Below are 14,242 nucleotides of genomic sequence, written 5' to 3'. Positions count from 1 at the left end.
AGGAGCCCTGACTCAGGGTGAGCACTAAGCCGACGACCACAGACCTCGAGTGGACCGATCTGGACCAGCGGGCCGTGGACACCGCCCGCATCCTGGCTGCCGACGCCGTTCAGAAGGTCGGCAATGGCCATCCCGGTACGGCGATGAGCCTGGCGCCTGCTGCGTACACGCTTTTCCAGAAGGTGATGCGGCATGATCCGGCCGACCCGGAGTGGGTGGGCCGTGACCGGTTCGTTCTCTCCGCCGGTCACTCGTCCCTGACCCTGTACACCCAGCTTTATCTGGGTGGCTTCGGTCTGGAGCTGGATGATCTGAAGTCGTTCCGTACGTGGGGTTCGAAGACTCCGGGGCATCCGGAGTACGGGCACACGGCCGGTGTGGAGACGACGACGGGTCCGCTCGGCCAGGGTGTGGCGAACGCGGTGGGCATGGCGATGGCGGCCCGCTTCGAGCGTGGTCTGTTCGATCCGGAGGCCCCGCGGGGCGCTTCTCCGTTCGATCATCACGTGTACGTGATCGCGGGTGACGGGTGTCTGCAGGAGGGTATTTCCGCGGAGGCGTCGTCGCTGGCGGGTCACCAGAAGCTCGGGAATCTGATCCTGTTGTGGGACGACAACCACATTTCGATCGAGGGTGACACCGAGACGGCCGTGTCCGAGGACACGGTGAAGCGGTACGAGGCGTATGGCTGGCATGTCCAGCGCGTCGAGCCGCAGGCCAACGGCGACCTCGACCCGGCCGCCCTGTTCGCGGCGATCCGGGCTGCCGAGGCGGAGACCGAGCGGCCGTCGTTCATCGCGATGCGTTCGATCATCGCGTGGCCGGCGCCGAACGCGCAGAACACCGAGGCCGCGCACGGCTCGGCCCTGGGTGAGGAGGAGGTCGCGGCCACCAAGCGGGTGCTGGGCTTCGATCCGGAGCGGTCTTTCGAGGTTGCCGGTGAGGTCATCGCCCATACCCGCGCGTTGGGTGAGCGGGGCCGTGAGGCGCGTGCCGCGTGGGAGAAGTCGCTGGCGGAGTGGCGCACGGCGAATCCGGAGCGGGCGGCGGAGTTCGACCGGATCCAGGCCAACGAGCTGCCCGAGGGCTGGGAGGCGAGGATCCCGGTGTTCGAGGCGGGTAAGGGTGTGGCGACGCGTGCGGCGTCGGGCAAGGTGCTGCAGGCGCTGGGTGCGGTGATCCCGGAGCTGTGGGGTGGTTCGGCGGACCTGGCGGGTTCGAACAACACCACGATCGACAAGGGTTCCTCGTTCCTGCCCGAGGGCAACCCGCTGCCGGAGGCGGACCCGTACGGGCGGACGATTCATTTCGGTATCCGTGAGCACGCGATGGCCGCGGAGATGAACGGCATCGCGCTGCACGGCAATACCCGCATCTACGGTGGCACGTTCCTGGTGTTCTCCGATTACATGCGCAACGCGGTGCGGCTGTCCGCGCTGATGCACCTGCCGGTCACCTATGTGTGGACGCATGACTCGATCGGTCTGGGTGAGGACGGTCCGACTCATCAGCCGGTGGAGCACCTGGCCTCGCTGCGCGCGATCCCGGGTCTGGCGGTGGTCCGTCCGGCTGATGCGAACGAGACGGCGATCGCCTGGCGCGAGATCATGCGCCGGCACACCAAGGTCTACGGCGAGGGCCGGCCGGTGGGTCTGGCGCTGACCCGTCAGGGTGTGCAGACCTATGCGCCGAACGAGGACGCGGCCCGGGGTGGCTATGTGCTGTTCGACGCCGAGGGCGGTGAGCCGCAGGTGGTGCTGATCGCGACGGGTTCCGAGGTGCACCTGGCCGTGGAGGCCCGTGAGCGGCTGCAAGCCCGGGGTGTGCCCACTCGTGTGGTGTCGATGCCGTCGGTGGAGTGGTTCGAGGAGCAGGACCAGGACTACAAGGACGGTGTCCTGCCGCCGTCGGTGAAGGCGCGGGTGGCGGTGGAGGCCGGTATCGCTCTGACCTGGCACCGGTATGTCGGGGATGCGGGCCGGATCGTCTCTTTGGAGCACTTCGGTGCTTCCGCGGACGCCAAGGTCCTCTTCCGCGAGTTCGGTTTCACTCCCGAGGCCGTGGTCGCCGCTGCCCGGGAATCCCTGGACGCCTCCGCGCGCTGACGCCCATACGCGCGCATACGTACGACTCTATGGAGATGCAATTCTCATGACAGACGCTCTCAAGCGCCTCTCCGACGAAGGCGTCGCGATCTGGCTGGACGACCTTTCGCGCAAGCGGATCACGTCCGGCAACCTGGCCGAGCTCATCGACCAGAGCCACGTCGTGGGCGTGACCACGAACCCGTCCATCTTCCAGAAGGCCATCAGCCACGGTGACGGCTACGAGCAGCAGCTCGCCGACCTCGCCGCCCGCAAGGTGACCGTGGACGAGGCCATCCGCATGATCACGACGGCGGACGTGAGGGACGCCGCCGACATCCTGCGTCCGGTCTTCGACGCGACGCAGGGCCAGGACGGCCGGGTCTCCATCGAGGTCGACCCCCGTCTGGCGCACGACACGGCCGCCACCATCGCCGAGGCCAAGCAGCTGGCCTGGCTGGTCGACCGCCCCAACACCCTCATCAAGATCCCGGCCACCCGGGCGGGCCTGCCGGCGATCACCGAGGTCATCGGCCTGGGCATCAGCGTCAACGTCACGCTGATCTTCTCCCTCGAGCGCTACCGCGCCGTCATGGACGCCTACCTCGCCGGCCTGGAAAAGGCCCGCGAACGCGGCCTGGACCTGTCGAAGATCCACTCGGTGGCGTCGTTCTTCGTCTCCCGCGTGGACACCGAGATCGACAAGCGCCTCGACGCCCTGGACACCGACGAGGCCAAGGCCCTCAAGGGCAAGGCCGCCCTCGCCAACGCCCGCCTGGCCTACCAGGCCTACGAAGAGGTCTTCTCCACCGACCGCTGGAGTGCTCTGGACAAGGCCCAGGCGAACAAGCAGCGCCCGCTGTGGGCCTCCACCGGCGTCAAGGACCCCGCCTACAAGGACACCCTCTACGTCGTCGACCTCGTTGCCCCCGGCACCGTCAACACCATGCCCGAAGCCACCCTGGAAGCCACCGCCGACCACGGCGAGGTCACCGGCGACACCATCCACGGCACCTACGACGAAGCCCGCTCCCTCCTCGACGACATCGCCGCCCTCGGCATCTCCTACGACGACGTCGTCCAACTCCTCGAAAACGAAGGCGTCGACAAGTTCGAAGCCTCCTGGAACGACCTGCTCAAGTCGACCGAGGCGGAGCTCGCCCGCCGCGCACCCTCGGAGGCGTAATCACCTTGAGCGCAGTCACCGGAGCCAACCCGCTCCGTGACGCCGCAGACCGACGGCTCCCGCGCATCGCGGGGCCGTCGGGTCTGGTGATCTTCGGTGTCACGGGCGACCTGTCCCGTAAGAAGCTGATGCCCGCGGTGTACGACCTCGCGAACCGTGGTCTGCTGCCGCCGGGCTTCTCACTCATCGGGTTCGCCCGCCGTGAGTGGCAGGACGAGGACTTCGCCCAGGAGGTCCACGACGCCGTCAAGCAGCACGCCCGCACGCCGTTCCGCGAGGAGGTGTGGCAGCAGCTGATCCAGGGGATGCGCTTCGTCCAGGGCGACTTCGACAGCGACGACGCGTTCGAGCAGCTGAAGGCCACCATCGAGGAGCTGGACAAGGCGCAGGGCACGGGCGGCAACTTCGCCTTCTACCTCTCCGTGCCGCCGAAGTTCTTCCCCCTGGTCGTCCAGCAGCTCAAGAAGCACGGTCTGGCCGACCAGAAGAACGGCGCCTGGCGCCGCGCGGTCATCGAGAAGCCCTTCGGGCACGACCTGGCCTCCGCCAAGGAGCTCAACGAGGTCGTCCACGAGGTCTTCCCGCCCGAGGCGGTCTTCCGCATCGACCACTACCTCGGCAAGGAGACCGTCCAGAACATCCTGGCGCTCCGCTTCGCCAACACGCTCTTCGAGCCGATCTGGAACCGGTCGTACGTCGACCACGTGCAGATCACCATGGCCGAGGACATCGGCATCGGCGGCCGCGCCGGCTACTACGACGGCATCGGCGCCGCCCGTGACGTCATCCAGAACCACCTGCTCCAGCTGCTGGCGCTGACCGCGATGGAGGAGCCCGCCTCCTTCGACGCCGACGCGCTGGCCGCCGAGAAGACCAAGGTGCTCGGCGCGGTGAAGCTGCCGAAGGACCTGGCAGAGTCCACCGTCCGCGGCCAGTACGTGGCCGGGTGGCAGGGCGGCGAGAAGGCCGTCGGCTACCTGGAGGAGGACGGGATCGACCCGCAGTCGAAGACCGACACCTACGCGGCGATCAAGCTGGGCATCGACAACCGCCGCTGGGCGGGCGTCCCCTTCTACCTGCGCACCGGCAAGCGGCTGGGCCGCCGCGTCACCGAGATCGCGGTGGTCTTCCAGCGCGCCCCGCACTCCCCGTTCGACCAGACCGCCACGGAGGAGCTCGGCCAGAACGCGCTCGTCATCCGGGTCCAGCCGGACGAGGGCGTCACCGTGCGCTTCGGCTCCAAGGTGCCGGGCACGCAGATGGAGGTGCGGGACGTGTCGATGGACTTCGCCTACGGCGAGTCCTTCACCGAGTCCAGCCCGGAGGCCTACGAGCGGCTCATCCTCGACGTCCTGCTCGGCGACTCCAACCTCTTCCCGCGGGTGGAGGAGGTCGAGCTGTCCTGGAAGATCCTCGACCCGATCGAGCGGTTCTGGGACGGGCACGGCAAGCCCGCGCAGTACCAGTCCGGGACCTGGGGTCCGGTCGAGGCGGACGAGATGCTCGCACGAGACGGCAGGAGCTGGCGCCGGCCATGAAGACCGACCTGACGGACACCACGTCCTCCAAGATCAACAAGGCGCTGGTGCTCGGGCGGCGGGCCATCGGCACCCCGGCCGTCGGCATGGTGCTCACCCTCGTCATCGTCACCGACGAGGAGAACGCCTACGACGCGCTGAAGGCGGCCAACGAGGCGTCCCGCGAGCACCCCTCGCGGACCCTCGTCGTCATCAAGCGGGTCTCGCGGGGACCGCGGGACCGCAGCAAGGCACGGCTCGACGCCGAGGTCCGCCTCGGCGCCGACGCCAGCACCGGTGAGACGGTCGTGCTCCGGCTCTACGGCGAGGTCGTCGACCACGCCCAGTCGGTGGTGCTGCCGCTGCTCCTGCCGGACGCACCCGTCGTCGTCTGGTGGCCGGTGAACTCGCCGACCGACCCGGCGAACGACCCGCTGGGCGCGCTCGCCCAGCGCCGGGTCACCGACACGTACGCCGCCGAGCAGCCCATCCAGGAGCTGACCGACCGCGCGGACGCGTACACCCCGGGCGACACCGACCTGTCTTGGACCCGCATCACGCCGTGGCGTTCGATGCTGGCCGCCGCGCTCGACCAGGTGGCCTGCAAGGTCACCTCGGCCGAGGTCGAGGGCGAGGAGTTCAACCCGAGCGTCGAGCTGCTCGCCATGTGGCTCGCGGACCGGCTGAAGGTGCCGGTGCGGCGCTCCAAGTCGTCGGGCCCCGGCCTGACGTCCGTACGGATGGAGACCGACGCGGGCCCGATCGTGCTCGACCGGCCCGACGGCTCGCTCGCCACGCTCTCCATCCAGGGCCAGCCCGACCGGGCCGTGGCGCTCAAGCGCCGCGACACCGCCGAGCTGATCGCGGAGGAGCTGCGCCGGCTCGACCCGGACGACACCTACGCGTCGGCGCTGCGGTACGGCCTGGAGCGGCTCGACGAGGAGGCGGCGACGACCGCGCCCGAGCCGCAGGCCGCCGAGGCCGTCGCGGCCGGGCAGGAGGCCGCCGCGGCCGGGGATGCCTCCCCGGCGGAGGAGACCCCGAAGCGGGCCGCGAAGAAGGCCTCGGGCCGGAAGGCGGCGGCCAGGTGAGCACCCCTCAGCTGGTCGTCCACCGCGACAAGGAGCTGATGGCCGAGGCCGCCGCGGCCCGGCTGATCACGAAGATCGTGGACGCCCAGGCCGCCCGCGGCTCCGCCTCGGTGGTCCTCACCGGCGGCCGCAACGGCAACGGTCTGCTGGCGGCGCTGCGTGCGGCGCCCGCCCGGGACGCGGTCGACTGGTCGCGGCTCGACCTGTGGTGGGGCGACGAGCGCTACCTGCCCGAGGGCGATCCGGAGCGCAACGTCACCCAGGCCCGCGAGGCGCTGCTCGACAGCGTTCCCGTGGACCCGGCCCGGGTGCACGCGATGCCGGCCTCGGACGGCCCGTACGGCTCCGACGTGGAGGCCGCGGCCGCGGCCTACGCGGCGGAGCTCGCCGCCGCGGCGGGTCACGGCACGCATCGGTCAGCGGCAGGCGCCGCGGGCGGGCGGGTGCCGAGCTTCGACGTGCTGATGCTGGGCGTCGGCCCGGACACGCACGTGGCCTCGCTGTTCCCGGAGCTGCCGGCGGTGCGCGAGACCGAGCGGACGGTGGTGGGTGTGCACGGCGCGCCGAAGCCGCCGCCGACCCGGGTGTCGCTGACGCTTCCGGCGATCCGGGCCGCGCAGGAGGTCTGGCTGCTCGCGGCCGGCGCGGACAAGGCGAAGGCCGCGGCCGTCGCGCTGTCCGGCGCGGGCGAGGTGCAGGCTCCGGCGGCGGGCGCCTACGGGCGTTCGCGGACGCTGTGGCTGCTGGACGCGGCGGCCGCGTCGGAGCTGCCGCGCGACCTGTATCCGCCGTCCTCCGCCTGAGCGTCGGTCCACGCCCGATCGCGCGTCACCGGGGCCCCGTTCACCGTTCGGTGGGCGGGGCCCCGGTCGTTTCCAGGAAGGGCGTGAGCAGGCCCGGTACGGCTTCGGCGGCGAAGGTGAGGCCCTGGCTCTCGCCCGCGTCGAGGACGTCGTACGCGCCCTCGCCGGCGGCGGTCGTGGCACTGAGCGTGAGGAGGCCGGCCCGCCGCTGGAACCAGGACTGCCGGACGGTCCAGCCGATGACTCCGGCGCGCCGGAGGGCGACCGTGGAGCGGCGGACGCTGCCCGAACGGGTGACCAGGTACGCGCCGCTGACGCCGTGTCCGAGACTGCGGTAGGCGTCGCGGGCGAGGAGCAGCGCGAGCGGGGTGAGGACGACGGCGACGCCGCCCGCGAGGTAGAGCAGCACGGGGGTGAGCCAGGCGCCCAGGGCGGCGAGGACGGCCGCCGGGCCGAGCGCGCACCCCAGGGCCCGGCGCAGCCGCCGGGTGCGCGCTGCGCGGGGATGGGCCTCCAGGGGCGTCCCGGTGGGCGGTTCGGCCTCGCGCAGCACCCGGGCGGCGACCCGGTCGGCCACGGCCCTGGGCGCGGGCGGCAGCAGGTTCTTGAGGTCTCCGTGCTTGTCGTCGTCGTCCTGGGCGAGGCCGGTGGCCACGGCGTCGACGCGGGCGGCGCGGAACAGCCGTACGCCGAGGGGCTCGACGAGTTCGACGCCGCGCAGCCGTCGCTCCTCCAGGGAGACCGAGCGGGCGGTGAGCAGGCCGCGGCGGACCCTCAGGGTGCCGCCGGGCTCGCGCTCCAGGCGGTAGTGGGACCACGTCTCGATCCACAGGCCGAGTGCGCCGATCACGCCGGCGGCGGTGGCGAGCAGCACCAGTTCGGCGATGATCCAGGGCAGCGGGACGCCCTCGAGGCGGTCGCCTATCCAGTGGATGACCTCGTCCTGGGCGCCGAACCAGTCGCTGACCTGCATGACGGCGCCGGCCGCCGCGCCGCCGAGCAGCGGGGCGACGAAGGAGACCGGGGCGTAGCGGATCCAGCGCGGGTCGAGGGTGGCGAGGACGCCGTCGTGGGCGGTGTCCCCGGCCGTGCCGGCGGGGCGGGCGAGCAGGGTGCGGCGGAGGTGTTCGCCTTCGCTCCTGGTGACCAGGTCGAGTTCGAGGGTGGACTCGCCGTCGGTGTGTTCCCCGGTGCCGATCCTGACCTTGACCAGGCCGAGGAGGCGTTCGAGGGGGTTGGCCGTGAGGTCGACGCTGCGGACGCGTTCGCGGGCGAGCGAGCGGCGGGTGACGACGAGCAGTCCGGTGTGGAGGTCGATCCGCTCGGTGCCGACGCGGTAGCGGGTGCGGCGCAGCCGGATCCAGTCGGCCGCGGCGCCGCCGCCGACGAGCAGGACGGCCCCGGCGAGCACCCAGGCGGCGGCCTGCCACGCCGGGCGTGAGCCGGAGGTGAGGCTGAGGAAGGCGGGCAGCGCGGCGCCGCCGGCGATGCCGCACAGGACGGCGGCGCCGGCGAGGACGGTGCGGGGCGCGAGGCGCCGCCAGTCCTGGTGCGGGCCGGTGTCCCCGGGGGCGGTCACGTGGCGTCCCCGGGGGTGGCCCGGGTGATCGCGGTGAGCCGTTCGGCGAGGTCGGCGGCCAGCTGGTGGTCGAGGCCCTCGACGCGGATGGCGCCCTTGGAGGAGGCGGTGGTGACGGTCACCGTGGCGAGCCGGAAGGCCCGCTCCAGCGGGCCTCGCACGGTGTCGACGGTCTGGATCCGCGACATGGGGGCGATCCGCCACTCCTGCCACAGGGCGCCGGTACGGACGTAGACGGCGTCGTCGGTGACCTCCCAGCGGTGCACGCGGAACCACCAGGCGGGGAAGAACGCGGTGCAGCCGAGGCCGAGGACGGCGACCGCCCCGGCCGCCGTGAGGAGCCAGGCCGTGGCGGGTGCGACGAGTGCGCCGACCACGGCCAGGACGGTCACCGGGACGGCGGTGGCGATCAGCGACCGCGTCCGCCACCAGCCGACCGCCCGCCGGTCGACGGCGTTCCTCGGCGGGCGCAGCCTCACCTCGCGCGGCTCGGTCACCGCGTTCTCCCCCCGTGTCACCGGGTCAGTTCCGGCCGCGCAGCGAGCGGTAGACGGCGACGAGTCCCGCGGTGGAGCTGTCGAGCCGGTCGGCGCCCTCGGCGTTCTCGCCGCCGGTGAGCACCGGCTCGATCTTCTTGGCGAGGACCTTGCCGAGCTCGACGCCCCACTGGTCGAAGGAGTCGATGTTCCAGACGGCGCCCTGGACGAAGACCTTGTGCTCGTAGAGGGCGACGAGCTGGCCGAGCACGGACGGGGTGAGGGCGTCGGCGAGGATCGTCGTGGTGGGGTGGTTGCCCCGGAAGGTCTTGTGCGGGACGAGCTCCTCGGACACGCCCTCGGCCCGTACCTCCTCGGGTGTCTTGCCGAAGGCGAGGGCCTGGGTCTGGGCGAGGAAGTTGGCCATGAGCAGGTCGTGCTGGGCGACCAGGCCGGGCAGCAGGTCGTCGACGGGCTTCGCGAAGCCGATGAAGTCGGCCGGGATGACCTTGGTGCCCTGGTGGATCAGCTGGTAGTAGGCGTGCTGTCCGTTGGTGCCGGGGGTGCCCCAGACGACCGGTCCGGTCTGCCAGTCGACGGGCTGTCCGTCGCGCGTGACGGACTTGCCGTTGGACTCCATGTCGAGCTGCTGGAGGTAGGCGGTGAACTTCGACAGGTAGTGGGAGTACGGCAGGACGGCGTGCGACTGGGCGTCGAAGAAGGCGCCGTACCAGATGCCGAGGAGGCCGAGCAGGAGCGGCGCGTTCTCCTCGGGCGGGGCGGTGCGGAAGTGCTCGTCGACGAGGTGGAAGCCGTCGAGCATCTCGCGGAAGCGGTCCGGGCCGATGGCGATCATCAGGGAGAGGCCGATGGCGGAGTCGTACGAGTAGCGGCCGCCGACCCAGTCCCAGAACTCGAACATGTTCGTGGTGTCGATGCCGAAGTCCTCGACCTTCCCGGCATTGGTCGACAGGGCCACGAAGTGCTTGGCGACGGCCTCCTGGCCTGCCTTCAGCTCGCCGAGGAGCCAGTCGCGGGCGGAGGTGGCGTTGGTGATCGTCTCGATGGTGGTGAAGGTCTTCGAGGCGACGATGAAGAGGGTCTCCTCCGCGTCGAGGTCGCGGACGGCCTCGTGGAGGTCGGCGCCGTCGACGTTGGAGACGAAACGGAACGTCAGGTCGCGCCGGGTGTAGGAGCGCAGCGCCTCGAAGGCCATCGCGGGGCCGAGGTCGGAGCCGCCGATGCCGATGTTGACGATGTTCCTGACCGGCTTGCCGGTGTGGCCGGTCCAGTCGCCTGCGCGGACCTTGTCGGCGAAGGCGGCCATCTTGTCGAGGACGGCGTGGACCTCGGGGACCACGTTCTCGCCGTCGACCTCGATCACCGCGTCGCGCGGGGCGCGCAGCGCGGTGTGCAGGACGGCGCGGTCCTCGGTGTTGTTGATCTTCTCGCCGCGGAACATGGCGTCGCGCAGCTCGGCGACGCCGGCGGCGGCGGCGAGGTCGCGCAGCAGCGCCAGCGTCTCGTCGGTCACCAGCTGCTTGGAGTAGTCCAGATACAGGTCGCCGACCCGCAGGGTGTGCGTGCTGCCGCGCTCGGGGTCGGCGGCGAACAGGTCGCGCAGGTGGGTGTCGCCCAGCTGCTCACGGTGCTTGCCGAGGGCCGTCCACTCGGGCAGCCGATGGAGCCTCGTACGGCCCGCCCCTCGCCCGTCACCACCCGTCTGCGGAACGCTTCGCGCACTGCTGTGCTTCTCGTTCATCTCGGACATCGCCCATTCCTCGTCTTGCTGCGTGTGTGCCCCGCTGCCCTCCAACCTAATTGATCCGGTGTGCGAAACGCGTTCAGTGACCGCCGCGGTGGAGCCGTCCCGCGTAGCGCTCCTCCAGGAGCGCGTTGCGCTCGTGGCCGCCGGGGATGTTGGCGGAGACGTAGACGGGCGGTTCGTGCCCTTCGGCGAGGAGCAGGGCGACGGCCTCGGCGACCGTCATCTGCACGAGCAGGGACGAGGTGAGGGTGGAGATGCCGCACAGCGCGGCGCCGTCGGGCAGCGGCAGCACGGCGTCGCCGGTGGGCGCGCCGTTGTCGAGGACGGCGTCGGCGAGGTCGGCGAGCCGCCTGCCGCTCGGGTGCAGGGCGGGCACGGCACGGGTGTGTTCCAGGGAGGTCAGGGCGACCAGCGGGTGGCCGGCTCCGGTGACCTTGAGGGCCAGGTCGACGACCGCGTTGTTGACGCCGGAGTGGGAGATGACGACGAACAGGTCCTGGGGACGGGGCGTGGCCAGCGCGTAGAGCCGGTCGGCGAGTCCCGGGGCGCGTTCGAGCAGCGGGTCCCGGAGGACCGCCGGGTCCTCGCCGCCGCGCAGCACGAGGTCGGCGAGCGAGATCCGGCTGGTCGGCACCAACCCCCCGGCCCGTCCGGCCACTTCGAGCGCGGCGGCCTGCGAGTGCCCGGTGCCGAAGGCGTGGATCACCCCGTCGGCGGCGACGCAGTCCGCGAAGAGCCGCGCGGCGGCGGCGACGGCGTCCTCGTTCGCGGCGACGACGCGATCGACGGCGGTCCGGGCGACGTCCGCGAACCGGTCGGCACCCAGGGTGATGCGGGACATCGGGAACTCCTCCGGTCGACTGCCGGCCGAGCCCCGCGGCGGGCTCGGCGCGGGGCGGGCTCGGCGCGGGGCGGGGCTCGGCAACGGGCCTCTGATTGACTGAACCGAGTATTGCCCTATGACTCGGTTCAATGAACCAGCAGTGGTGAGGGCGCGTCAAGGGACCCTGGTTGATCGTCGGCGGCGTGGACTAGGTTGCTCGCGTCCCACCCGCAACACCCGCACCTTTCCTGTTCTTTACTCCCTGCTCGACCAGCTCTGGAGATATCGACATGACCGTGCGCACTTCCCTTCGCCGTACCACGGCCCTCTTACTCGCGTCCGCCGCCCTCACCGCCACGAGCGCCTGCGGCGACCAGCGGGACGCCACCACGGCGGGCGGCGGCACGCCGGGCGGGTCCGCCGCCGCCCCGCTGAGCGACCGCCTCCCCGCGGACATCCGCGCCGCCGGCTTCGTCCGCGTCGGCTCCGACATCGCCTTCCCGCCAGTGGAGTTCAAGGACGGCTCGGGCGAGACCGTCGGGCTCGACCCGGACATCGCCCAGGCCCTCGGCGATCAGCTCGGGGTGGAGTTCCGCTTCGAGAACGGCACCTTCGACACCCTCGTGAGCGGACTGCGCGCCGACCGCTACGACGTCATCATGTCGGCGATGAACGACACCAAGGCCCGGCAGGAGGGAATCGACGCGGTCACCGGCAAGAAGGTCGGCGAGGGCCTGGACTTCGTCGACTACTTCTCCGCCGGCGTCTCCCTCTACGCCCGCAAGGCGCACGCCGGATCCGTCAGGGGCTGGGACGACCTGTGCGGGAAGACCGTCGCCGTCCAGCGCGGCAGCGTCGCCCACGACCTGCTCAAGTCCAGGGACGGCGCGTGCGCCGAGGGCGGCGGCCCGGCGATCGCCATCGAGGCCTACGACACCGACGCACAGGCCCAGACCCGGGTCCGCAGCAAGGGCGTGGACGTCGGGTGCTCGGACTTCCCGGCCGCCGCCTACGCCGTCAAGACCTCGGGCGGAGGCCAGGACTTCGCCCTGGTCGGCGAGCAGACGAACGCGGCGCCGTACGGCATCGCCGTCGCGAAGAAGGACACCCGGCTGCGGGACGCGATCGCCGCGGCCCTCGACGCGATCATCGCCAACGGGCAGTACGCGAAGATCGTGGACAAGTGGGGCGCCCGGGGCGGCGCCGTCACCAAGGCCGTCGTCAACGGCGGCGTCTGATGAAGGACACCGGCATACCCCGCGCGGAGATGCGGGCCGTCCCGGTCCGCCACTACGGCCGGTACGCCGCCGCCGTCGTGGTCCTCGCCCTGTTCGGGGCGATCGTCTCCGCCTTCGCGCGCGGCGAGATCAACTGGGGAGCCATCCCGGAGTACCTCTTCGACGACCGCATCATGGAGGGCGTGCGCGAGACGCTCGTGCTCACCGTGCTCTCCATGCTCATCGGCGTGGCCGGCGGCACCGTCCTCGCCGTGATGCGCCTGTCCAGGAACCCGGTGACCGCGTCCGTCGCCTGGTTCTACATCTGGTTCTTCCGCGGCACCCCGGTCTACGTCCAGCTGCTCGTCTGGTTCAACCTGGGACTGGTCTTCGACTACATCAACCTCCCTCCCGTCTACCAGGACGAGTGGTCCGACTTCATGACGCCGTTCCTCACGGCGCTGCTCGGCCTCGGCCTCAACGAGGCCGCCTACATGGCGGAGATCTGCCGGGCCGGCCTGCTGGCGGTCGACGAGGGCCAGACCGAGGCCGCGCACGCGCTCGGCATGCGGCACGGCGCCACGCTGCGCCGCATCGTGATCCCGCAGGCCATGCGGGTCATCGTGCCGCCGACGGGCAACGAGGTCATCAACATGCTGAAGACGACCTCGCTGGTGGCGGCCGTGCAGTACTACGAACTCCTGCGGTACGCCCAGGACATCGGCCAGACCTCCGGCTCGCCCGTGGAGATGCTGTTCCTCGCCGCCGTCTGGTACCTGGTCCTGACCTCGCTCCTCAGCGTCGGCCAGTTCTACCTGGAGCGGTACTACGCCCGCGGGGCCATCAGGAACCTGCCGCCGACCCCGTGGCAGAAGGTCAGGGCCACCCTGTCGACGCTCCGCCGCCCGGAGGTGCCCCGGTGACCGCCATGGTCAGGGCCGAAGGCGTCCACAAGTCCTACGGCGCGGCGCACATCCTGCGGGGCATCGACCTGGAGGTGCAGAACGGCGAGGTGTTCTGCCTGGTCGGCCCCTCCGGCTCCGGCAAGTCCACCTTCCTGCGCTGCATCAACCACCTCGAGCGCATCGACGGCGGACGCCTGTCCGTCGACGGCCAGCTCGTCGGCTACCGCCAGAAGGGCGACAAGCTCTACGAGCTCAAGGACAGCGAGGTCGCAGCCCAGCGCCGCGACATCGGCATGGTCTTCCAGCGCTTCAACCTCTTCCCCCACATGACCGCCCTCGCCAACGTCATGGAGGCACCGATCCAGGTGAAGGGCGAGTCCAAGGCCGTCGCCCGGGAACGCGCCGAGCGACTCCTCGACCGGGTCGGCCTGCGCGACCGCATGGGCAACTACCCCTCCCAGCTCTCCGGCGGCCAGCAACAGCGCGTCGCCATCGCCCGCGCACTCGCCATGCAGCCCAAGCTCATGCTCTTCGACGAGCCCACCTCCGCCCTCGACCCCGAACTGGTCGGCGACGTCCTCGATGTCATGCGCCAGCTCGCCGAGGACGGCATGACAATGATCGTCGTCACCCACGAAATGGGCTTCGCCCGCGAGGTCGGCGACAACCTCGTCTTCATGGACGGCGGCGTCGTCGTCGAATCCGGCCACCCCCGCGACGTCCTCACCAACCCCCAGCACGACCGCACCAAGGCCTTCCTCTCCAAGGTCCTGTAAGACACGGAGAAGACACG

General features: G+C 71.2%; 12 protein-coding genes. 8 read left to right on the top strand and 4 right to left on the bottom strand.

Annotated elements, in window-relative coordinates; translation table 11 throughout:
* The first annotated feature begins 17 nt into the window (after positions 1-17).
* The 5 genes from tkt to pgl are packed head-to-tail and all read left to right on the top strand — an operon-like array spanning position 18 to position 6,681.
* Positions 18-2,105: a transketolase gene (tkt, locus tag ESG85_RS25225; RefSeq protein WP_128977694.1), complete on the top strand. Its 2,088-nt coding sequence runs from the start codon at positions 18-20 to the stop codon at positions 2,103-2,105.
* A gap of 46 nt (positions 2,106-2,151) precedes the next feature.
* The gene (gene tal, locus ESG85_RS25220; RefSeq protein ID WP_128983082.1) at positions 2,152-3,270 is read left to right on the top strand and encodes a transaldolase; all 1,119 of its coding nucleotides are present in this window, start codon (positions 2,152-2,154) and stop codon (positions 3,268-3,270) included.
* A gap of 5 nt (positions 3,271-3,275) precedes the next feature.
* The gene (zwf, locus tag ESG85_RS25215; RefSeq protein WP_128983080.1) at positions 3,276-4,808 is read left to right on the top strand and encodes a glucose-6-phosphate dehydrogenase; all 1,533 of its coding nucleotides are present in this window, start codon (positions 3,276-3,278) and stop codon (positions 4,806-4,808) included.
* Complete coding sequence (opcA, locus tag ESG85_RS25210; protein ID WP_128983078.1) at positions 4,805-5,878, top strand: glucose-6-phosphate dehydrogenase assembly protein OpcA; 1,074 nt, start codon at positions 4,805-4,807, stop codon at positions 5,876-5,878. The genes zwf and opcA overlap by 4 nt, the downstream gene beginning before the upstream one ends.
* The gene (gene pgl / locus ESG85_RS25205; protein WP_128983075.1) at positions 5,875-6,681 is read left to right on the top strand and encodes a 6-phosphogluconolactonase; all 807 of its coding nucleotides are present in this window, start codon (positions 5,875-5,877) and stop codon (positions 6,679-6,681) included. Before opcA ends, pgl begins: the two co-directional genes overlap by 4 nt.
* A 40-nt stretch (positions 6,682-6,721) precedes the next feature.
* Here pgl and ESG85_RS25200 read toward each other — a convergent pair whose 3' ends face one another.
* From ESG85_RS25200 to ESG85_RS25185, 4 genes are all read right to left on the bottom strand, one after another.
* Complete coding sequence (locus ESG85_RS25200; protein ID WP_128983073.1) at positions 6,722-8,260, bottom strand: PH domain-containing protein; 1,539 nt, start codon at positions 8,258-8,260, stop codon at positions 6,722-6,724.
* On the bottom strand, positions 8,257-8,757 hold the full coding sequence (locus ESG85_RS25195; protein WP_246095272.1) for a PH domain-containing protein: 501 nt from the start codon (positions 8,755-8,757) through the stop codon (positions 8,257-8,259). The genes ESG85_RS25200 and ESG85_RS25195 overlap by 4 nt, the downstream gene beginning before the upstream one ends.
* A 25-nt stretch (positions 8,758-8,782) precedes the next feature.
* Positions 8,783-10,498 carry a glucose-6-phosphate isomerase gene (gene pgi / locus ESG85_RS25190; RefSeq protein ID WP_246095273.1) on the bottom strand — a complete coding sequence of 572 codons (1,716 nt, stop codon included), beginning with the start codon at positions 10,496-10,498 and terminating at the stop codon, positions 8,783-8,785.
* A gap of 82 nt (positions 10,499-10,580) precedes the next feature.
* The gene (locus tag ESG85_RS25185; protein ID WP_128983071.1) at positions 10,581-11,345 is read right to left on the bottom strand and encodes a sugar isomerase domain-containing protein; all 765 of its coding nucleotides are present in this window, start codon (positions 11,343-11,345) and stop codon (positions 10,581-10,583) included.
* A gap of 272 nt (positions 11,346-11,617) precedes the next feature.
* Between ESG85_RS25185 and ESG85_RS25180 the strand changes: the two genes are divergently transcribed.
* Genes ESG85_RS25180 through ESG85_RS25170 form a run of 3 tightly spaced genes read left to right on the top strand, consistent with a single transcriptional unit; the run spans position 11,618 to position 14,225 of the window.
* Complete coding sequence (locus ESG85_RS25180) at positions 11,618-12,565, top strand: ABC transporter substrate-binding protein (RefSeq protein WP_128983069.1); 948 nt, start codon at positions 11,618-11,620, stop codon at positions 12,563-12,565.
* Positions 12,565-13,467: an amino acid ABC transporter permease gene (locus ESG85_RS25175; RefSeq protein WP_128983067.1), complete on the top strand. Its 903-nt coding sequence runs from the start codon at positions 12,565-12,567 to the stop codon at positions 13,465-13,467. The genes ESG85_RS25180 and ESG85_RS25175 overlap by 1 nt, the downstream gene beginning before the upstream one ends.
* Positions 13,464-14,225: an amino acid ABC transporter ATP-binding protein gene (locus tag ESG85_RS25170; protein WP_128983065.1), complete on the top strand. Its 762-nt coding sequence runs from the start codon at positions 13,464-13,466 to the stop codon at positions 14,223-14,225. The genes ESG85_RS25175 and ESG85_RS25170 overlap by 4 nt, the downstream gene beginning before the upstream one ends.
* The last annotated feature ends 17 nt before the right edge of the window (positions 14,226-14,242 follow it).

The organism is Streptomyces roseicoloratus, assembly GCF_004117935.1.
GTDB lineage: Bacteria > Actinomycetota > Actinomycetes > Streptomycetales > Streptomycetaceae > Streptomyces > Streptomyces roseicoloratus.
This window is presented reverse-complemented; position numbering and strand designations above follow the sequence as displayed.

Excerpts from the sequence above, each read along its gene's own strand:
- tal (WP_128983082.1), top strand. The coding sequence starts at position 2,152 with ATGACAGACGCTCTCAAGCGCCTCTCCGACGAAGGCGTCGCGATCTGG.
- opcA (WP_128983078.1), top strand. The coding sequence starts at position 4,805 with ATGAAGACCGACCTGACGGACACCACGTCCTCCAAGATCAACAAGGCG.
- pgi (WP_246095273.1), bottom strand. The coding sequence starts at position 10,498 with ATGAACGAGAAGCACAGCAGTGCGCGAAGCGTTCCGCAGACGGGTGGT.
- ESG85_RS25185 (WP_128983071.1), bottom strand. The coding sequence starts at position 11,345 with ATGTCCCGCATCACCCTGGGTGCCGACCGGTTCGCGGACGTCGCCCGG.
- ESG85_RS25180 (WP_128983069.1), top strand. The coding sequence starts at position 11,618 with ATGACCGTGCGCACTTCCCTTCGCCGTACCACGGCCCTCTTACTCGCG.
- ESG85_RS25175 (WP_128983067.1), top strand. The coding sequence starts at position 12,565 with ATGAAGGACACCGGCATACCCCGCGCGGAGATGCGGGCCGTCCCGGTC.